Raw genomic sequence first — 17,760 nt, forward strand, 5'->3', positions numbered from 1 at the left:
CCGCCGCAGGCATTCGCCACACGGCGTCCAACGGCCCGAAGATTGCCCTCTGTCATTAATTTGCAAGATTCCAGGCCGCGCAAATGGCTACACTGCGCAGGTGGCGCGGGCCGGATGCCGGCGCGGAAGATTGATATCAGTGTGGTAGCAGGAGAGTGGCGTGCTTAAAAGAATGGGGATAAAAGGCCGCGTACTGTTGCTGACCTTATTACCGACCAGCCTGATGGCCTTGTTGTTGGGAGGGTACTTCACCTGGATGCAGCTCTCGGAGTTGCAGGCCCAACTGCTGCAACGCGGCGAAATGATCGCCGAGCAGCTGGCGCCCCTGGTGGCTCCGGCCATGGGCAGCAGGAATACCGACCTGCTGGAGCGTATCGCCACCCAATCCCTGGAACAGACGGACGTACGCACCGTGGCGTTCCTCGCGCCGGACCGCACGCCCCTGGCCCACGCCGGCCCGACCATGCTCAACCAGCCGCCGGTGGGTAACAGTTCCCACCTGCTGCAGCGCACCGGCAACGACGCCACGCGCTACCTGCTGCCGGTGTTTGGTCGCCATCGCAACCTGGCGGGCGATTTGATCCCCGATGAAGCCGATCGCCTGCTCGGCTGGGTCGAGGTGGAGTTGTCGCACAACGGTATGTTGCTGCGCGGCTATCGCAGCCTGTTCGCCAGCCTGCTGCTGATTGCCATCGGCCTGATCTGCACCGCAGCCCTGGCCTTGCGCATCAGCCGTACGATCAACGCGCCGATTGGCCTGATCAAGCAAGCGGTGGCCCAACTCAAGGACGGCAACCTGGAAACCCGCCTGCCACCCTTGGGCAGCCAGGAGCTGGATCAACTCGCATCGGGCATCAACCGCATGGCCGAAACCCTGCAAAACGCCCGGGAAGAATTGCAGCACAGCATCGACCAGGCCACCGAAGACGTGCGCCAGAACCTGGAAACCATCGAGATCCAGAACATCGAGCTGGACCTGGCGCGCAAGGAGGCCCTGGAGGCCAGCCGCATCAAGTCCGAGTTCCTGGCGAACATGAGCCATGAAATCCGTACGCCGCTCAACGGCATACTCGGCTTTACCCACCTGCTGCAAAAAAGCGAGCTGACCCCGCGCCAGCTGGACTACCTGGGCACCATCGAAAAATCCGCCGACAACCTGCTGGGCATCATCAACGAGATCCTCGATTTCTCGAAGATCGAGGCCGGCAAGCTGGTGCTCGACAGCATCCCGTTCAACCTGCGGGATCTGCTGCAAGACACCCTCACCATCCTCGCCCCCGCCGCCCATGCCAAGCAGCTGGAACTGGTCAGCCTGGTGTACCGCGACACGCCGCTGGCGCTGGTGGGCGACCCGCTGCGGCTCAAGCAGATCCTGACCAACCTGATCAGCAATGCGATCAAGTTCACCCGCGAAGGCACCATCGTGGCCCGGGCGATGATCGAGGACGAGCAGGAAGACAGCGTGCAACTGCGCATCAGCGTGCAGGACACCGGCATCGGCCTGTCCAGCCAGGACGTGCGGGCGTTGTTCCAGGCGTTCAGCCAGGCCGACAATTCACTGTCGCGCCAGCCCGGCGGCACGGGGCTTGGCCTGGTGATATCCAAGCGCCTGATCGAACAAATGGGCGGTGAAATCGGCGTCGACAGCACGCCGGGCGAAGGCTCTGAATTCTGGATCAGCCTGAACCTGCCCAAGACCCGCGACGACGTCGAAGACCTGCCCTGCGCGCCGTTGTTGGGCCATCGTGTAGCGGTGCTGGAAAACCACGACCTGGCGCGCCAGGCCCTGCAGCACCAATTGGAAGACTGTGGCCTGGAAGTCACGCCGTTCAATACCCTGGAAAGCCTGACCAACGGCATCACCAGCGCTCACCAGACCGAGCAGGCCATCGACCTCGCGGTACTCGGCGTGACCGCCAACGATATTCCGCCCGAGCGCCTCAACCAGCACCTGTGGGACCTCGAACACCTGGGTTGCAAAGTGCTGGTGTTGTGCCCCACCACCGAACAGATGCTGTTCAACGAGTCGGTACCCAACCCCAACAGCCAGTTGCAGGCCAAGCCGGCGTGTACCCGCAAGCTGCGCCGTGCCTTGTCCGACCTGATCAGCCCGCGGCCCTCCCGCAGTGAACCGGGCGAGCCGTTGTCCAGCCGTGCGCCGCGTGTGCTGTGTGTCGACGACAACCCGGCAAACCTGCTGTTGGTGCAAACCCTGCTGGAAGACATGGGCGCGCAGGTCCGGGCAGTGGAAAGCGGCTACGCGGCGGTCGACGCGGTGAAACAGGACACCTTCGACCTGGTGCTGATGGACGTGCAGATGCCGGGCATGGACGGACGCCAGAGCACCGAGGCGATCCGCCAGTGGGAAAGCGAGCGCCATGGCACGCCCTTGCCGGTGGTCGCCCTCACCGCCCACGCCATGGCCAACGAAAAGCGCGCCCTGCTGCAAAGTGGTATGGACGACTACCTGACCAAACCCATCAGCGAACGGCAACTGGCCCAGGTGGTGCTGAAATGGACCGGCCTGGCCCTGCGCAACCAGGTGCCGGAGCGCGCCGTCGAAGGCCTGGGCCCCGGGGTGCAATTGCCGGTGCTGGACCACGAGGAAGGCCTGCGCCTGGCCGCCGGCAAGATGGACCTGGCGGCCGACATGCTGGCCATGCTGCTGGCCTCCCTGGAAGCCGATCGCCAGGCCATTCACGTCGCCCGCGAGGCCAAGGACAACCTGGCCCTGATCGAACGCGTCCACCGTCTGCACGGCGCCACCCGCTACTGTGGCGTGCCGCAACTGCGCGCCGCCTGCCAGCGCGCCGAAACCCTGCTCAAGCAGGACGACGCCAAGGCCATGACCGCGCTGGACGAGCTGGACATGGCCATTGCACGGCTGGCCAGTGAAGCGCGGGTCAGCGCCTGAACTCATCAAAAAGGACGCCTTTGATGCGCGTGATTCTTTTCAGCAGCCAGACCTACGACCGCGACAGTTTCCTCGGCGAACCCTTGCCGCGCGGCCTGGAACTGCAATTCCAACCCGCCCGGCTCAACCTCGACACCGTCGCCCTGGCCGAACACCACGAGGTAGTCTGCGCCTTTATCAACGATGACCTCAGCGCCCCGGTGCTGGAACACCTGGCCAAGGGCGGCACGCGGTTGATCGCGTTGCGTTCGGCCGGCTACAACCATGTGGACCTGCCTGCCGCCAAACGTCTGGGCCTGACCATCGTGCGCGTCCCGGCCTATTCGCCCCATGCGATCGCCGAACACGCGGTGGCCCTGATCCTCGCCCTCAACCGCCGCCTGCATCGCGCCTACAACCGCACCCGCGACGGCGATTTCAGCCTGCATGGCCTCACCGGCTTCGACCTGGTGGGCAAGACCGTCGGCGTGGTCGGCACCGGCCAGATCGGCGCCACGTTCGCCAAGATCATGGCGGGCTTCGGTTGCCGGCTGCTCGCCTACGACCCGTTCCCCACCCCCCAGGTCCAGGCCCTCGGCGCTGACTATGTGAGCCTGCCGGAGCTCTTGGCCCAGGCCCAGATCATCAGCCTGCACTGCCCGCTGACCGCCGACAGCAAGCACCTGATCAATGCACGCTCCCTGGCGCGGATGCAACCCGGCGCCATGTTGATCAACACCGGTCGCGGTGGCCTGGTCGACACGCCAGCGCTGATCGAAGCACTCAAGGACGGCCAGCTCGGCTACCTGGGGCTGGATGTGTACGAGGAGGAAGCCCAGCTGTTTTTCGAGGACCGCTCCGACCTGCCCCTGCAGGACGACGTGCTCGCGCGCCTGCTGACCTTCCCCAACGTGATCGTCACCGCACACCAGGCGTTCCTTACCCGCGAAGCCCTGGCGGCGATTGCCGGCACCACATTGGCCAATATTGCGGCATGGGCCGATGGCCGGGCGCAGAACCTCGTCGAAGGATGATCAGCGGTCACATACCAGGCTCATGATCAGCAGGCACCCGTGATAGGATGCCGCGCCTATTTGGAGGATCCATGGCCGAACACGATTTCCGCTTCAGCTTGCTGAGCCCGCAACACACCCTGATCGAATGCCGTGCCCTGGTGCCGGGCCGTTACCAGGTCACCGGCAACGGTGGCTCGATCAAGCATGACGACGTGCTGATCGTCACTCTGCGCGGCAGTAAAACCTTGTCCATGCGCCTTACCGTCGAAGGTGACGCGCGCTACTCCATCCGCCCTGCCGGCCAGTGGGTCGCCATGGCCCGCGGGCCGAAGTTCGGCGAGCTGGAGATTCACACCTGGAAGGTCAACTGCGACAGCTGCGACACCGTGCTGGAGTTTGAATTCGCGGTGGAAACCAAGCTGACCAAGGAGCCGCTGCAACCGGCCGCCAATGCACGCATTGCCGAGTTGGGTTGGGCCAGCGAAGGCGACAAACATCGTTGCCCGAAATGCCAGAAGGCCGGGCAATGAAAGGCCTGCTTCTGCTCGCCGCCGTCGGTGCGGCCCTGAGTGGCTGCGCCGGTGACGCGGCCAAGCTCAAGCAGGATCACAGCTACGTGGTGGAGTGGATTGGTGAGCGGCCGTTGATGGATTACGCACACCTGACCGTCACCCTCGGCGCCGATGGGCGTGCCTACGGCAACGGCGGTTGCAACCACTGGTTCGCGCCGTACACCCTTGAGGGCGACAAACTCAGCTTCGGCAAGCTCGGCAGCACCCGCAAGCTCTGCGCCGAGGCCCTGATGGAGCAGGAACAGCGCTTCTTCCAGGCCCTGCAAGGCGTACAGCGCTGGGACATCTCGCCGATCGAGCAGACCCGCTTCTGGCCGACCGAAGGCAAGCCGATTCGCCTGTGGCTCGAAGAGGGCTGATTCCACCGACCTACAGGTTGGTGAGATTTAAATAATGAGATGGGTTGGCAGGTGGGAAGTTGCTCGGCTGTAGATCTCGTGGGCACCGCTGGGCCCCTGTGGGAGATGTCGAGCTTTAGCGAGGCTTCGATGGCGGCGGCATGGTTGGCAGGTGTGTCGGCTGACACACCGCTATCGGGGCAAGTCGAATCGTCGCACCGCCCCTCCCACATTTGATCGGGGGCAATACTCTAGCCGCGCAAGGCCTTGAGCTTGGCCAACACCCCTTCCGCCGTCTGCTCACCCATCAACTGCTCGCGCACCTTGCCCTTGTCATCAATGATATAGGTCACCGGCAACGCTTCGCTGCGCGGAATCTCGAAGATCCCGTCCGGGTTCTGTGCCAGCACGGTGAACTTGATCCCCAGTTTGTCGCTGGCCTCTTTCAGCTCTGCACCCTGCACATTGTCGAAGTTAACCCCGAACACCCCCACGCCCTGCCCCTTCAACTGTTCCGCCAGGGCGTTGAGTTCGGGGATTTCCGTACGGCATGGGCCACACCATTCCGCCCAGTAGTTGACCACCAGCCACTGTTTGTCCAGGCGCTCGGCCGCGACCTTCTGGCCGTACTGGTCAACGCCGTAGTCATTGCCGCAGCCGCTGAGCAGCAGGGTTGTAATGATCGCCAATGCACCGATCAGTCGCCTTGTCATGGGGTATTCCTTCGCAAAAATGAACGTTGGCTGCGACCTATCGCCTCTTACGGTTTAAGGACAGGACGCCGCGCAGGTAGAATACCCGCCACCTTACGCAAGATGCGACCCGCACATGACCGATCTGACGCTTTATCACAACCCGCGCTGCTCGAAATCCCGCGGTGCGCTCGAACTGCTGGAAGCCCGAGGCCTCGCCCCCACCGTGGTGCGTTACCTGGAAAACCCGCTGAATGCCGCGCAATTGAAGGCACTGCTGGCCAAGCTGGGCATCAGCGCCCGCCAACTGCTGCGCACCGGCGAAGACGAATACAAGGCCCTCAACCTGGCCGACGCCAGCCTCAGCGAAGCGCAGTTGATCGCCGCGATCGCCGAACACCCCAAGCTGATGGAACGCCCGATCCTGGAAACCGCCAATAAAGCCATCATTGGCCGTCCGCCAGAGAACGTGCTGGAGATCCTGCCGTGACTGCGCCGTATGTGCTGGTGTTGTATTACAGCCGCAATGGCTCGGTGAGCGAAATGGCTCGGCAGATTGCCCGTGGCATCGAGCAAGGCGGGATGGAAGCGCGGCTGCGCACCGTACCGGCGATCTCCACCGAATGCGAAGCCGTGGCGCCGAGCATCCCGGACGAAGGCGCGCTGTACGCCAGCCTCGATGACTTGAAAAACTGCTCGGGCCTGGCCCTGGGCAGCCCGACGCGCTTCGGCAACATGGCCGCGCCGCTCAAGTACTTCCTCGACGGCACCAGCAACCTGTGGCTCACCGGTGCGTTGGTCGGCAAGCCGGCCGGGGTGTTCACCTCCACCGCCAGCCTGCATGGCGGCCAGGAAACCACGCTGATGTCGATGCTGCTGCCGCTGCTGCACCACGGCATGCTGATCACTGGCCTGCCCTACAGCGAACAGGCGCTGCTCGACACCCAGGGCGGCGGCACGCCGTATGGCGCCAGCCACCATGCCGGGCCGGATGGCAAGCGCCTGCTCGACCCGCATGAAATCACCCTGTGCCGGGCCCTGGGCCTGCGCCTGGCCAAGACCGCCACGCTGCTGGAGAACGGCCGTGGCCAGGAAGCCTAAGGTTCTACCGCCGCAAGCGTGGCTGGAGCCACGGGTCAAGGCGGCACGCGCGTTAAGCCTGCTGGCGTTTTTCGCCCTGGTGGGTTTGTTGTGCGGGTACTACCTGTTCGTCGCCGACCTGCACGGCGCACGCCCGTGGGTGATCCTGCTGATCGAACTGGTGCCGCTGCTGGTGCTGGCGCCGGGGATGATCATCGGCAGCGCGCGCGGGCATTCGTGGATGTGCTTTGCGGTGAACCTGTATTTCATCAAGGGCGCGCTGGCGGCGTATGACCCGAACCGGCAGTGGTTCGGGGTGCTGGAGATGCTGGCCAGCCTGGCGGTGTTTTGCACGGCGCTGCTGTATGTGCGCTGGCGGCACCAGTTGAACCGCCGGTTGGCCACACCCTAGAACCCGGTCAGTGATTCACCGTATAGGCCAGCATCATCGACAGCTGGCACATCGGCCGCCCACTCTCGGCATGCCACTGGTTGAACGCAGCCTGCACCGTGGCCAGGTCGCGCAGGCTGGTGGGTGCCTTGTCGACAATCTTCTGCGCATTCAATGCCGCGACCACGTCATCGCTCGGCACAAAGGTATCCTTGCCCACCATCCGCAAAAAGCGCGGGGCCGACAGCCCGCCCAACTGATGACCGTGCTTGCTCAGGTATTTCCATAACCCAACGATATCGGTCACCGGCCAGTCGGCGATAAATGCGCCGAAGCTGCCTTTTTCCTGCTCGATGTCCAGGATCATCTGCGCATTGCGCGGCACACTCTTGAGCTTGCCCAGGTGACGGATGATGCGCGTGTCCTGCATCAGCCGCTCCAGATGCTCAGCGCCCATCAGCACGACTTTTTCCGGGTCGAAGCCAAAGAACACTTGCTCGAACGCCGGCCACTTGGCATCCACCACGCTGTGTTTCAAGCCGGCGCGAAACACGCGCAGCGCCAAGGTCGACAGGTAGCGATCATCACTGATCTTGCGCAACTGCGCCGGAGTCTTGGGCACCGGCAGGTGGGCGTCCAGCTCGGCCGCTGAACCGAAGCGGTTCAGACAATATTCGTGCAGCCACTTGTAATCGCGCATGCCCTCTCCTGCTGTTGAATGCTGGCAATGGAATTGAAAACGGCGCCCGCGAGCGCCGTGTGTCAGAGCGTTGAATGAGCTCAGAGGTTCACAACATTGACGAAACGCGGCGCGGCGCTCTCATCGATTTTAAGGCTGGTGAAGTCGAACAGGTTGCGGTCGGCCAATTGCGACGGCTGCACGTTCTGCAGGCTGCGGAAGATACTTTCGGTACGCCCGGGGGTCTTGCGCTCCCAATCCACCAGCATGTCCTTGACCACCTGGCGCTGCAGGTTTTCCTGGGAGCCGCACAGGTTGCACGGGATGATCGGGAATTGCTTGAAGTCGGAATAGGCCTGGATGTCCTTCTCGTTGCAATACGCCAGCGGGCGGATCACCACGTTGCGCCCGTCATCGGCACGCAGCTTGGGCGGCATGGCCTTGAGCGAGCCGTTGAAGAACATATTGAGGAAGAAGGTCTCGACGATATCGTCGCGGTGGTGACCCAGGGCCATCTTGGTCGCCCCGATCTCATCGGCAAAGGTGTAGAGCGTGCCACGGCGCAGGCGCGAGCATAGCGAGCAGGTGGTCTTGCCTTCAGGGATCAGTTCCTTGACCACCGAATAGGTGTCTTTTTCGACGATGTGGTACTCGACGCCCAGCGCCTCGAGGTAGGCCGGCAGCACGTGCTCGGGGAAGCCCGGTTGTTTCTGGTCCATATTGACCGCAACGATGTCGAACTTGATCGGCGCGACCTTTTGCAGGTGCAGCAGCACGTCGAGCATGGTGTAGCTGTCTTTGCCGCCGGAGAGGCAGACCATGACCTTGTCGCCGTCCTCGATCATGTTGAAATCGGCGACTGCCTCACCGGCCAGGCGGCGCAGGCGTTTTTGCAGTTTGTTCTGGTTGACCGTAAGAGTGCCCATGGCGCTTGGATCCGCTGGAGGTGTGTGACGAAAAGCCGGGTATTTTACGCAAAAAAAACAGCTAAAGGGCTAACAGTAAAAGACCCCGCCGCGATTAGGCCCCCTGTTTACAGCGCAATTTGCTCTAAAGGCCCTACGGTTATTCCGGTCATCCCTTCCTATACTGCGACTTGAGGTCGCACACATCTATCCAGACCTTTGTGGCCATCTGGCCCGTGGGCGCTCCGATGGGGGGCGATGGTAATAACGACAGGAGTGACTGGCATGATCCATCACGTCGTGGGGCTGTTTACCCATCCCGACCAGGAATGGCGGGAAATTCGTGGCGATAAAGAAGAAAGCATCGGCCACATGTACCTCACTCACACCCTGATTCTCGCGGCGATCCCCGCCGTATCGGCTTTTATCGGCACCACCCAGGTCGGCTGGGTCATCGGCAACCGCTCCCCGGTCATGCTGACCCAGGAAAGTGCGCTGTGGATGACTCTCATGTCCTACGCGGCCATGCTCGGCGGCGTGGCAGTGATGGGCGCGTTCATCCACTGGATGGCCCGCACCTACGACGCCAACCCCAGCATGGCGCGGTGCGTGGCGTTTGCCACCTATACCGCGACACCTCTGTTTATCGGCGGGCTGGCGGCGCTCTACCCGCATATGTGGCTGGGCATGGTGGTGGGCACTGCGGCGATCTGCTACACGGTGTACCTGCTGTATGTCGGCGTACCGACCTTCATGAGCATCGATCCGGATGAAGGCTTCCTGTTTTCCAGTTCGATACTGGCCGTAGGGCTGGTGGTGCTGGTGGCGATCATGGCGTTTACCGTGATCGTCTGGGGCCTGGGCGTGGGGCCGATCTACACGAACTGACCCGTTCAATGGCAAAGGCAAGGCCACCGCAAGGTGGCTTTGTGCGTGATGGATGACCATTCGGCGCCTGACAGATTCGGAAACACCCCGCTTTGCGGCATACTGGACGCCTCTGGAGATATGTACAGCATGCCCGAGCAACTCAATACCCGCGTCGAAGATTGTTTCCTGCAAGCCGAATCCTTTTTCAAACGAAGCTTCAAACGCCCCCAGGTCAGCCTCAAGCTGCGGGGCCAGAAGGCCGGTGTCGCGCATTTGCACGAGAACCTGCTGCGCTTCAACCCACAGTTGTACCGAGAAAACAGCCAACACTTCCTGAAACAGACCGTGGCCCATGAGGTGGCGCACCTGATTGCCCACCAATTGTTCGGCGAACGCATCCAGCCCCATGGCGAGGAATGGCAACTGATCATGCGTGGGGTCTATGAACTGCCGCCGGACCGCTGCCACACCTATGCCGTGAAGCGTCGCCAGGTAACCCGCTATATTTATCGTTGCCCGTGTGCGGACAGTGACTTTCCGTTTTCGTCGCAACGCCATGGCATGGTGGCTCAGGGGCGGCGGTACCTGTGTCGGCGCTGTCGGCAGACATTGGTGTTTACCGGCGAAACCAGAGTGGAATAAAGGCCTCATCGGGAGCAAGCCCCCTCCCACATTAGGCCTGTGAATACGATCAAAATGTGGGAGGGGGCTTGCTCCCGATAGCGTCCGCCCAGCCACTACATAATCACCTTGGAGCTGCGCAGCTCGCTGATGCGCTGGGGGCTCAAGCCCAGCTCCGCCAACACTTCATCACTGTGCGCACCCACGGCGACGCCAATGTGCCGGGGCGCTGGCAACCCTTCCGAAAACTTCAACGGGCAGGCTATCTGCGCCTGGCTAGAGCCATCACCCCTGGGCACCTGGCTGACCAGCGCCCGCGCCTTCAACTGCGGATGGGCCACGGCTTCGCTGAGCGTCAGCACCGGCTCCACGCAGGCATCCACCCCGGCAAACAGCTCGCACAATTGCTGGAAACTGCGCTTCTCGAACTCCACCTGCAAGGCCTGCTTAAGCGCCGGCTGCTGCTCAGGCTTCAAGCCCTGCGCGGCCAACTCCGGGCGGCCCAACGCTTCACACAACTGCTGCATGAAAGCCGGTTCCAGGCTGCCGACCGACATCCAGCGCCCATCTCGGGAGCGGTAGTAATCGTAGAAACTCCCGCCATTGAGCACATGGCCCTCCCGCTCAGGCTCCACACCACACGCCAGGTAACCCGCGCCGGCCATGGCGTTCAGGCTGAACGAGCAATCGGTCATGCTGACATCCAGGTATTGGCCGACCCCGCTCTGCTGCCGGGCGATAACGGCCGCCAGCAGCCCCACCACCGCATGCAGCGAACCGCCGCCCACGTCCGCCAACTGCACGCCCAAGGGCAGTGGCCCGCTGTCCCGGCGCCCGGTGTAACTGGCGACCCCGGCCAGCGCCAGGTAGTTGATGTCATGCCCGGCGCGGTCCTTATAGGGCCCGGTCTGGCCATACCCGGTGATCGACACATAAATCAGCCGCGGGTTGATCGCCTTCAGCGCCTCGTACCCCAGACCCAGGCGTTCCATCACGCCGGGGCGGAATTGTTCGAGGACAATGTCGTAGTCCTTGACCAGTTCGCGCACGATCTCCAGCGCCTGGGCCTGCTTCAAATCCAGCGCCAGACTGCGTTTGTTGCGGTTGAGATAGGCATGGCTGGCGGAAGTCCCCTGGTCATGGGGCGGCAGCACCCGCAGCAGGTCGATGCGCGTGGGGGACTCGATACGCAGTACCTCCGCGCCCATGTCCGCCAGCATCAAGGAAGCAAACGGGCCGGGCAGTAAGGTGGAAAAATCCAGCACTTTGAGGGACGCCAAGGGACCTGACATGGAGACTCCATTTGGGTTTCGGATTCCCACAGACTAGGCAGCCTGGCGCCTACCGGCAATCGTCAGAACGATCATCGAGGGTGACCGTTTTGATCATGGCGGGCTTTTTCGTGGCGGCGGCTTTATCATTGCCCCACGTTTGCTTGCAGAGTGTTCCATGAAGTTTGCGATTGCAGTGTTTTCCGCCGCCCATGCGCCCTCCTCGCGCCGCGCCCTGCTGTTTGCACAGGCGGCGTTGGCCGGCGGGCATGAGATTGTGCGGCTGTTTTTCTATCAGGACGGCGTCTACGGCGCCTCCAATAACATCGTTGCACCCCAGGATGAGCAGGACATCGCCCGCCAATGGCGCGAGTTGGTCAATGTGCATCAACTCGACGGCGTGGTGTGCATCGCTGCCGCCTTGCGTCGTGGCGTGCTTAATGCCGAGGAAGCCACGCGCTATCAACGCAGCGCGGCCAACCTGGATGCGCCCTGGGCATTGTCGGGCCTGGGGCAATTGCACGACGCCGCCCAGGCTGCCGACCGCCTGATCTGTTTTGGAGGGCCGTGACATGTCCAAATCCTTATTGGTGATCAGCCGCCAGGCGCCCTGGTCCGGGCCGAGCGCGCGCGAAGCGCTGGATATCGTGCTGGCCGGAGGCGCATTCGATCTGCCGATCGGCGTGCTGTTCATGGATGACGGCGTGTTCCAACTGGCGCCGCACCAGGATGCCAAGGCCGTGCAGCAAAAGGACCTCAGCGCTAACTTGCAGGCGTTGGGCCTGTTCGGCATCGATGACGTGTTCGCCTGCAGCCATAGCCTGGGTGAGCGCGGGCTGACGCAGCCGGCCAATGCCCAGTCGCTGGACAGCGAAGCGATCGCCAAGATGATTGACCGTTACGACCAGGTGATGACCCTCTGATGTCGACTCTACATGTGGTTTCCCACTCCCCGTTTACCGACAGCCGCCTCGACAGTTGCCTGCGTATCTGTGGCGCCGAAGACGCGATCCTGCTCTGCGGCGATGGCGCCTATGGGCTGCATAACGCGGCCCTGCACACCAAGGGCATAAAGGTTTTTGTGCTGGCCGAAGACATGCAGGCGCGCAATCTGCCGCTGCCGGACTGGGCTGACAGCGTGGACTACCCGGGTTTCGTGCAGCTGTCGCTCGACTACAGCAAGGTCAACACCTGGCTATGAACACCCTGACCGTAGGCGCGCGCACCCTCGAGCTGGACAAGGACGGTTACCTCGTCGACCTGAACGAATGGTCCCCTGAGGTGGCCGATGCCCTGGCCGCCGCCGAGGCCCTGGTGCTGACCCCGGATCATTGGCAGATCCTCGAACTGCTGCGCCAGTTCTACGCCGAATTCCAGCTGTCCCCTGCCACGCGGCCGCTGATCAAGTACACGGCCTTGAAGCTCGGCCCGCAAAAGGGCAACAGCCTGCACCTCAACACACTGTTCAACGGCACTCCCGCCAAACTCGCCGCCAAGCTGGCGGGCCTGCCCAGACCGACGAATTGCTTATGACCGACTTCGCCCCGCTGACCCTTGAAACCCCTGCCGAGCATCCGTTTGCGCAGTTCGTGCGCATCCTGGGCAAAGGCAAGCGCGGCGCGCGCAACCTCACCCGCGAAGAGGCCCGCGAAGCCATGGGCATGCTGCTCGACGAAAAAGTCGAAGACACCCAGCTCGGCGCCTTCCTGATGCTGCTGCGCCACAAGGAAGAAAGCCCGGAAGAACTCGCCGGCTTTACCGAAGCCGTGCGTGAACGCTTGAACGCCCCGGCACTGAATGTGGATGTCGACTGGCCGACCTACGCCGGCAAGAAGCGCCACCTGCCGTGGTTCCTGCTGGCGGCCAAGTGCCTGGCGCAACATGGCGTGCGCATCCTCATGCACGGCGGCGGCGCACACACGGCGGGCCGGCTGTACACCGAACAATTGCTGCAAACCCTGCACATCCCGCTGTGCCGTAATTGGCAGCAGGTCGGGACCGCGTTTGAACAAGGCAACCTGGCGTTTATCCCGCTGGGCGATTGGGCGCCGCAACTGCAACGCATGATCGACCTGCGCAACACCCTCGGCCTGCGCTCGCCGATCCACTCCCTGGCGCGCCTGCTCAACCCGCTGAATGCGCGCTGCGGCCTGCAAAGCATTTTCCACCCCGGTTACCAGGGCGTGCACCGCGATGCCAGCGGCCTGCTTGGCGATCATGTGATCGTGGTCAAGGGCGACGGCGGCGAAGTCGAGATCAACCCCGACACGATCAGCCACCTCTATGGCACCACCGGTGGCGAAAGCTGGGATGAAGAATGGCCTGCCCTCTCCGACCAGCGCCACGTCAAGCCGGCAACCCTGGAGCCTGATCACTTGAAGGCCGTGTGGCGCGGCGACGTAGAAGACAGCTACCCGCAACTGGCGCTGATCGCCACCATGGCCCTGGCCTTGCGCGGCCTCGGCCACCCACGGGAACAGGCGTTCGAATTAGCCCGGCAATACTGGGATGCACGGGACAAATCGATTTAATCGATCATTCACGCCCGGTCTTTGCGCTTTTAGTTCGAACTCATCCCTTTAGACTGGGCTCCAACGCTTATTAGCCAAGGAGCCAGTCATGGGTTTGCTGATCGAAGGACACTGGAAAGACCAGTGGTACGAAAGTAGCGCAGATGGCGCTTTCCAGCGCGAACAGGCCCAGCGCCGCCACTGGGTGACCGCCGATGGCCAGCCGGGGCCCAGCGGCGAAGGCGGCTTCAAGGCCGAGGCCGGTCGTTATCACCTTTATGTGTCCCTGGCCTGCCCCTGGGCCCACCGCACCCTGATCCTGCGCAAGCTCAAGGGCCTGGAAAGCGTGATCGACGTGTCCGTGGTCAGCTGGCTGATGCTGGAAAACGGCTGGACCTTCGACAAGGCCCACGGCTCCACCGGCGATAAGCTCGATGGTTTCGAATTCATGCACCAGCGCTATACCGCCGACACCGCCGACTACACCGGCCGCGTCACCGTGCCGGTGCTGTGGGACAAGCAGCTCAACCGCATCGTCAGCAATGAATCGGCGGAGATCATCCGCATGTTCAACAGCGCGTTCAACGGCCTGACCGGCAACACCCTGGACTTCTACCCTGAGCCGCTGCGCGCGACCATCGATGGGCTCAACGAGCGGATCTACCCGGCCGTGAACAATGGCGTGTACCGCGCAGGCTTTGCCACCTCACAAAAAGCGTATGAAAGCGCGTTTGATGATGTGTTTGCCGAACTGGATCACCTGGAGCAGCACCTGGGCGACCATCGCTACCTGGCCGGCGAGTACCTGACCGAGGCGGATGTGCGCTTGTTCACCACGCTGATTCGTTTTGATGCGGTGTATTACAGCCACTTCAAATGCAATCTGCGGCGGATTGCCGATTATTCGAACCTGTCGAATTGGCTGAGGGAGATGTATCAGTGGCCGGGCGTGGCCGAGACGGTGGATTTCACACACATCAAGGGGCATTACTATGGGAGCCACCGCACCATCAACCCGACGGCGATCGTGCCGAAGGGGCCGTTGCAGGCGTTTGATGCCGGGCATGATCGAGTGAAGCTAACCAGCAAAGGCGTTTGGAGCTGATACAAAACCCGTAGGAGCGAGCTTGCTCGCGAAGAACTCAAAAACACCGCTTGCATTCAGGATGGGCGCGTTATCGTTGACGATTTTCGCGAGCAAGCTCGCTCCTACAGTCGATGTGTGCGCAGGTGCTCAGACTTGTGACTGGGCGCCTTCAAACCACTTCAGCTTCTCGCGCAGCACCACCACCTCACCGACGATCACCAGCGTCGGCGCATGCACTTCATGCTCCGCCACCATGCGCGGCAAGTCCGCCAGGGTGCCGGTAAACACGCGCTGGTTGGACGTGGTGCCCTGCTGGATCAACGCCGCCGGGGTATCCGCGGCACGCCCATGCTTGATCAGTTGCTCACAGATGATCGGCAAGCCAATCAAGCCCATGTAGAACACCAGGGTCTGCGACGGCCCTACCAGGTCACTCCAAGGCAGGTCCGACGTCCCATTCTTCAAGTGCCCGGTGATAAAGCGTACCGACTGTGCGTAGTCGCGATGGGTCAGCGGAATCCCGGCGTACGCCGCGCAACCACTGGCTGCGGTGATCCCCGGCACCACCTGGAACGGGATGCCATGGGCCGCCAGTTCCTCGATTTCTTCACCGCCACGGCCAAAGATGAACGGATCGCCACCCTTGAGGCGCAGCACGCGCTTGCCTTGCCTGGCCAGGTCCACCAGTTGCTGGTTGATCTGGTCTTGCGGCACGGCGTGGTCGGCGCGGCGCTTGCCGACGTAGATGCGCTCGGCATCACGACGGCACAGCTCCAGAATCGCCGGTGCCACCAAACGGTCGTACAGCACCACGTCGGCTTGCTGCATCAGGCGCAGGGCACGGAAGGTCAGCAGGTCCGGGTCGCCTGGGCCGGCACCGACCAGGTACACCTCACCCGGCGCATAAGGCGGTGCGCCGTTGACCTTTTCGATCAACAGACGCTCAGCCTCATCGCCCTGCCCGGCCAACTGACGGTCGGCAATCGGCCCTTGGAACACTTCTTCCCAGAACGCCCGACGCTGCTGCACATCCGGGTACAAACCTTTGACCTGGGCACGAAAGCGCGCCGCCAGCCCGGCCAACTGGCCGTAGGTGGACGGAATCCAGGTTTCCAGCTTGGCGCGGATCAAGCGCGCCAGCACCGGCGCATCGCCGCCGCTGGACACCGCGATCACCAAGGGCGAACGGTCGACAATCGCCGGGAAGATCACGCTGCACAAGGCCGGCGCGTCCACCACATTGACCGGTACGCAACGACGCTTGGCGTCACTGGACACTTGCGCGTTCAGTGGCTCGTCGTCGGTCGCCGCGATGATCAGGGTGCAGCCTTCCAGGTCGGCCTCCTGATAACCGCGCAGAATCATTTCCCCGCCACTGCCCTGCACCAACTCGCGCAACTGGTCTTCGATCTGGGGAGCAACCACCCGCAGCACGGCGCCGGCGTCAGCCAGCAGGCGGGATTTGCGCAAGGCAATCTCCCCCCCACCGACGACCAGCACACGACTGCCGCGCAGGTTATGAAACAGCGGCAGGAATTCCATTTAGCGGATGACCTCGACGCCCGCCATGTAAGGCTTGAGCACTTCAGGTACGCGGATCGAACCGTCAGCCTGCTGGTAGTTTTCCAGCACCGCCACCAGGGTGCGACCTACAGCCAGGCCCGAACCGTTGAGGGTGTGCACCAGCTCCGGCTTGCCGGTTTCCGGGTTACGGAAACGCGCCTGCATGCGCCGGGCCTGGAAATCACCGCAGTTGGAGCACGACGAAATCTCGCGGTATTTGTCCTGGCTGGGTACCCACACCTCGAGGTCGTAGGTCTTCACGGCGCTGAAGCCCATGTCGCCGGTGCACAGCGCCAGGACGCGGTACGGCAGCTCCAGCAGCTGCAGGACACGTTCGGCGTTGGCGGTCAGGCCTTCCAGGGCGTCCATGGAGGTCGACGGCTCGACCACTTGCACCATCTCGACCTTGTCGAACTGGTGCTGGCGGATCATGCCGCGGGTGTCACGCCCCGACGCACCGGCTTCACTGCGGAAGCACGGGCTGTGGGCGACGAACTTGAGCGGCAGTTGCTTGGCATCGAGGATCTCGCCGGCAACGATATTGGTCAGCGACACTTCGGCGGTCGGGATCAGGTACAGATCGGCTTCGCCATCGCGGCTGATCTTGAACAGGTCTTCCTCGAACTTCGGCAGCTGGCTGGTGCCCATCAGCGCCGGCGCCTGCACCAGGTACGGAGTGTAAGCCTCTTCGTAACCGTGCTCGCCGGTGTGCAGGTTGATCATGAACTGCGCCAGGGCACGGTGCATGCGTGCGATCGGGCCGCGCAGCAAGGCAAAGCGCGCACCGGACATTTTGGCGGCGGTTTCGAAATCCAGGCCACCGGTCAATTCGCCCAGGGCGACGTGGTCCTTGATCTCGAAATCAAAGGCCGTTGGCGTGCCCCAGCGACGCACTTCGACGTTGCCGTCTTCGTCTTCGCCAATCGGCACGGACTCGTGCGGCAGGTTGGGGATGCCCAGCAGGATCGAATCCAGCTCGGACTGAATGCCTTCCAGCTCGACCTTGCCGTCGGACAGCTCGGTGCCCATGCGCTCGACGTCCGCCATCAACGGCGCGATGTCTTCGCCACGTTGCTTGGCCTGACCGATGGATTTGGAACGCGCATTCCGCTCAGCCTGCAGTGCTTCGGTGCGGGTCTGGACGGTCTTGCGCTGTTCTTCCAGCGCTTCGATGCGCGCAACATCCAAGGCAAAGCCACGGGATGCCAGGCGGTCCGCTACGTCCTGAAGGTTGCTACGTAACAGTTTGGAATCGAGCATGTCGGTCTCTCG

The 17,760-nt window shown here is 62.7% G+C and carries 21 protein-coding genes; 15 read left to right on the forward strand and 6 right to left on the reverse strand.

What is annotated here, in order from left to right; translation table 11 throughout:
- Positions 1 to 160 precede the first annotated feature (160 nt).
- From BLW22_RS17580 to BLW22_RS17595, 4 genes are all read left to right on the forward strand, one after another.
- Positions 161 to 2,914 (forward strand): response regulator, encoded by a 2,754-nt coding sequence (locus BLW22_RS17580; protein WP_065948339.1) that lies wholly within the window; start codon positions 161 to 163, stop codon positions 2,912 to 2,914.
- A gap of 23 nt (positions 2,915 to 2,937) precedes the next feature.
- Positions 2,938 to 3,927 carry a 2-hydroxyacid dehydrogenase gene (locus BLW22_RS17585; protein WP_074847168.1) on the forward strand — a complete coding sequence of 330 codons (990 nt, stop codon included), beginning with the start codon at positions 2,938 to 2,940 and terminating at the stop codon, positions 3,925 to 3,927.
- A 71-nt stretch (positions 3,928 to 3,998) separates the two neighbouring features.
- The gene (locus tag BLW22_RS17590) at positions 3,999 to 4,439 is read left to right on the forward strand and encodes a hypothetical protein (protein WP_027607327.1); all 441 of its coding nucleotides are present in this window, start codon (positions 3,999 to 4,001) and stop codon (positions 4,437 to 4,439) included.
- Positions 4,436 to 4,840 (forward strand): META domain-containing protein, encoded by a 405-nt coding sequence (locus tag BLW22_RS17595; protein ID WP_065927086.1) that lies wholly within the window; start codon positions 4,436 to 4,438, stop codon positions 4,838 to 4,840. The genes BLW22_RS17590 and BLW22_RS17595 overlap by 4 nt, the downstream gene beginning before the upstream one ends.
- Before the next feature lie 230 nt (positions 4,841 to 5,070).
- Here BLW22_RS17595 and BLW22_RS17600 read toward each other — a convergent pair whose 3' ends face one another.
- On the reverse strand, positions 5,071 to 5,532 hold the full coding sequence (locus tag BLW22_RS17600; RefSeq protein WP_032889653.1) for a TlpA disulfide reductase family protein: 462 nt from the start codon (positions 5,530 to 5,532) through the stop codon (positions 5,071 to 5,073).
- A gap of 115 nt (positions 5,533 to 5,647) precedes the next feature.
- On the opposite strand from BLW22_RS17600, the gene arsC reads away from it, so the two are divergent.
- From arsC to BLW22_RS17615, 3 genes are read left to right on the forward strand one after another with little or no spacing between them, the layout of a single operon-like run.
- Positions 5,648 to 6,001: an arsenate reductase (glutaredoxin) gene (arsC, locus tag BLW22_RS17605; RefSeq protein WP_065927085.1), complete on the forward strand. Its 354-nt coding sequence runs from the start codon at positions 5,648 to 5,650 to the stop codon at positions 5,999 to 6,001.
- The gene (gene wrbA, locus BLW22_RS17610; RefSeq protein WP_027606360.1) at positions 5,998 to 6,612 is read left to right on the forward strand and encodes an NAD(P)H:quinone oxidoreductase; all 615 of its coding nucleotides are present in this window, start codon (positions 5,998 to 6,000) and stop codon (positions 6,610 to 6,612) included. Before arsC ends, wrbA begins: the two co-directional genes overlap by 4 nt.
- Positions 6,596 to 7,003, forward strand: coding sequence for a DUF2069 domain-containing protein (locus tag BLW22_RS17615; RefSeq protein WP_065940056.1), 408 nt, complete (start codon positions 6,596 to 6,598; stop codon positions 7,001 to 7,003). Before wrbA ends, BLW22_RS17615 begins: the two co-directional genes overlap by 17 nt.
- Before the next feature lie 7 nt (positions 7,004 to 7,010).
- Here the strand turns inward: BLW22_RS17615 and BLW22_RS17620 are convergent, their stop codons facing one another.
- Positions 7,011 to 7,682, reverse strand: a complete 672-nt coding sequence (locus BLW22_RS17620; RefSeq protein ID WP_027606358.1) for a DNA-3-methyladenine glycosylase I — start codon at positions 7,680 to 7,682, stop codon at positions 7,011 to 7,013.
- A gap of 80 nt (positions 7,683 to 7,762) precedes the next feature.
- Complete coding sequence (gene ttcA / locus BLW22_RS17625) at positions 7,763 to 8,587, reverse strand: tRNA 2-thiocytidine(32) synthetase TtcA (protein WP_074847169.1); 825 nt, start codon at positions 8,585 to 8,587, stop codon at positions 7,763 to 7,765.
- A 264-nt stretch (positions 8,588 to 8,851) separates the two neighbouring features.
- Between ttcA and BLW22_RS17630 the strand changes: the two genes are divergently transcribed.
- Together BLW22_RS17630 and BLW22_RS17635 are read left to right on the forward strand one after the other, a co-directional pair.
- Positions 8,852 to 9,454, forward strand: a complete 603-nt coding sequence (locus BLW22_RS17630; RefSeq protein ID WP_027606356.1) for a Yip1 family protein — start codon at positions 8,852 to 8,854, stop codon at positions 9,452 to 9,454.
- 129 nt (positions 9,455 to 9,583) lie between these two features.
- A complete protein-coding gene (locus tag BLW22_RS17635; RefSeq protein WP_027606355.1) occupies positions 9,584 to 10,078 on the forward strand; it encodes a SprT family zinc-dependent metalloprotease in 495 nt (164 codons plus the stop codon).
- 95 nt (positions 10,079 to 10,173) lie between these two features.
- Here BLW22_RS17635 and BLW22_RS17640 read toward each other — a convergent pair whose 3' ends face one another.
- Entirely contained in the window at positions 10,174 to 11,349 is a 1,176-nt protein-coding gene (locus BLW22_RS17640; RefSeq protein WP_074847170.1) for a CaiB/BaiF CoA transferase family protein, read from the reverse strand.
- Positions 11,350 to 11,506: 157 nt separating this feature from the next.
- On the opposite strand from BLW22_RS17640, the gene tusD reads away from it, so the two are divergent.
- The 6 genes from tusD (at position 11,507) to BLW22_RS17670 (ending at position 14,943) form a co-directional block, all read left to right on the forward strand.
- Positions 11,507 to 11,899, forward strand: a complete 393-nt coding sequence (tusD, locus tag BLW22_RS17645) for a sulfurtransferase complex subunit TusD (protein ID WP_065927081.1) — start codon at positions 11,507 to 11,509, stop codon at positions 11,897 to 11,899.
- Position 11,900: 1 nt separating this feature from the next.
- On the forward strand, positions 11,901 to 12,251 hold the full coding sequence (gene tusC, locus BLW22_RS17650; RefSeq protein WP_065927080.1) for a sulfurtransferase complex subunit TusC: 351 nt from the start codon (positions 11,901 to 11,903) through the stop codon (positions 12,249 to 12,251).
- The gene (tusB, locus tag BLW22_RS17655; protein WP_053128523.1) at positions 12,251 to 12,529 is read left to right on the forward strand and encodes a sulfurtransferase complex subunit TusB; all 279 of its coding nucleotides are present in this window, start codon (positions 12,251 to 12,253) and stop codon (positions 12,527 to 12,529) included. The genes tusC and tusB overlap by 1 nt, the downstream gene beginning before the upstream one ends.
- Positions 12,526 to 12,861: a TusE/DsrC/DsvC family sulfur relay protein gene (locus BLW22_RS17660; RefSeq protein ID WP_065927079.1), complete on the forward strand. Its 336-nt coding sequence runs from the start codon at positions 12,526 to 12,528 to the stop codon at positions 12,859 to 12,861. The genes tusB and BLW22_RS17660 overlap by 4 nt, the downstream gene beginning before the upstream one ends.
- A complete protein-coding gene (locus BLW22_RS17665) occupies positions 12,858 to 13,859 on the forward strand; it encodes a glycosyl transferase family protein (protein ID WP_065927078.1) in 1,002 nt (333 codons plus the stop codon). The genes BLW22_RS17660 and BLW22_RS17665 overlap by 4 nt, the downstream gene beginning before the upstream one ends.
- A gap of 88 nt (positions 13,860 to 13,947) precedes the next feature.
- Positions 13,948 to 14,943 (forward strand): glutathione S-transferase family protein, encoded by a 996-nt coding sequence (locus tag BLW22_RS17670; RefSeq protein WP_074847171.1) that lies wholly within the window; start codon positions 13,948 to 13,950, stop codon positions 14,941 to 14,943.
- A gap of 129 nt (positions 14,944 to 15,072) precedes the next feature.
- Here BLW22_RS17670 and cysG read toward each other — a convergent pair whose 3' ends face one another.
- The gene (cysG, locus tag BLW22_RS17675; protein ID WP_074847172.1) at positions 15,073 to 16,467 is read right to left on the reverse strand and encodes a siroheme synthase CysG; all 1,395 of its coding nucleotides are present in this window, start codon (positions 16,465 to 16,467) and stop codon (positions 15,073 to 15,075) included.
- Positions 16,468 to 17,748, reverse strand: coding sequence for a serine--tRNA ligase (serS, locus tag BLW22_RS17680; protein WP_065927075.1), 1,281 nt, complete (start codon positions 17,746 to 17,748; stop codon positions 16,468 to 16,470).
- Between the last annotated feature and the right edge of the window lie 12 nt (positions 17,749 to 17,760).

It is taken from the genome of Pseudomonas marginalis (genome assembly GCF_900105325.1).
Lineage (GTDB): Bacteria > Pseudomonadota > Gammaproteobacteria > Pseudomonadales > Pseudomonadaceae > Aquipseudomonas > Aquipseudomonas marginalis.

What these genes read in the sequence shown, in the direction of transcription:
- BLW22_RS17585 (WP_074847168.1), top strand. Translation starts at nt 2,938, where the DNA reads ATGCGCGTGATTCTTTTCAGCAGCCAGACCTACGACCGCGACAGTTTC.
- BLW22_RS17590 (WP_027607327.1), top strand. Translation starts at nt 3,999, where the DNA reads ATGGCCGAACACGATTTCCGCTTCAGCTTGCTGAGCCCGCAACACACC.
- BLW22_RS17595 (WP_065927086.1), top strand. Translation starts at nt 4,436, where the DNA reads ATGAAAGGCCTGCTTCTGCTCGCCGCCGTCGGTGCGGCCCTGAGTGGC.
- BLW22_RS17600 (WP_032889653.1), bottom strand. Translation starts at nt 5,532, where the DNA reads ATGACAAGGCGACTGATCGGTGCATTGGCGATCATTACAACCCTGCTG.
- arsC (WP_065927085.1), top strand. Translation starts at nt 5,648, where the DNA reads ATGACCGATCTGACGCTTTATCACAACCCGCGCTGCTCGAAATCCCGC.
- BLW22_RS17620 (WP_027606358.1), bottom strand. Translation starts at nt 7,682, where the DNA reads ATGCGCGATTACAAGTGGCTGCACGAATATTGTCTGAACCGCTTCGGT.
- ttcA (WP_074847169.1), bottom strand. Translation starts at nt 8,587, where the DNA reads ATGGGCACTCTTACGGTCAACCAGAACAAACTGCAAAAACGCCTGCGC.
- BLW22_RS17630 (WP_027606356.1), top strand. Translation starts at nt 8,852, where the DNA reads ATGATCCATCACGTCGTGGGGCTGTTTACCCATCCCGACCAGGAATGG.
- BLW22_RS17635 (WP_027606355.1), top strand. Translation starts at nt 9,584, where the DNA reads ATGCCCGAGCAACTCAATACCCGCGTCGAAGATTGTTTCCTGCAAGCC.
- BLW22_RS17640 (WP_074847170.1), bottom strand. Translation starts at nt 11,349, where the DNA reads ATGTCAGGTCCCTTGGCGTCCCTCAAAGTGCTGGATTTTTCCACCTTA.
- tusD (WP_065927081.1), top strand. Translation starts at nt 11,507, where the DNA reads ATGAAGTTTGCGATTGCAGTGTTTTCCGCCGCCCATGCGCCCTCCTCG.
- tusC (WP_065927080.1), top strand. Translation starts at nt 11,901, where the DNA reads ATGTCCAAATCCTTATTGGTGATCAGCCGCCAGGCGCCCTGGTCCGGG.
- tusB (WP_053128523.1), top strand. Translation starts at nt 12,251, where the DNA reads ATGTCGACTCTACATGTGGTTTCCCACTCCCCGTTTACCGACAGCCGC.
- BLW22_RS17660 (WP_065927079.1), top strand. Translation starts at nt 12,526, where the DNA reads ATGAACACCCTGACCGTAGGCGCGCGCACCCTCGAGCTGGACAAGGAC.
- BLW22_RS17665 (WP_065927078.1), top strand. Translation starts at nt 12,858, where the DNA reads ATGACCGACTTCGCCCCGCTGACCCTTGAAACCCCTGCCGAGCATCCG.
- BLW22_RS17670 (WP_074847171.1), top strand. Translation starts at nt 13,948, where the DNA reads ATGGGTTTGCTGATCGAAGGACACTGGAAAGACCAGTGGTACGAAAGT.
- cysG (WP_074847172.1), bottom strand. Translation starts at nt 16,467, where the DNA reads ATGGAATTCCTGCCGCTGTTTCATAACCTGCGCGGCAGTCGTGTGCTG.
- serS (WP_065927075.1), bottom strand. Translation starts at nt 17,748, where the DNA reads ATGCTCGATTCCAAACTGTTACGTAGCAACCTTCAGGACGTAGCGGAC.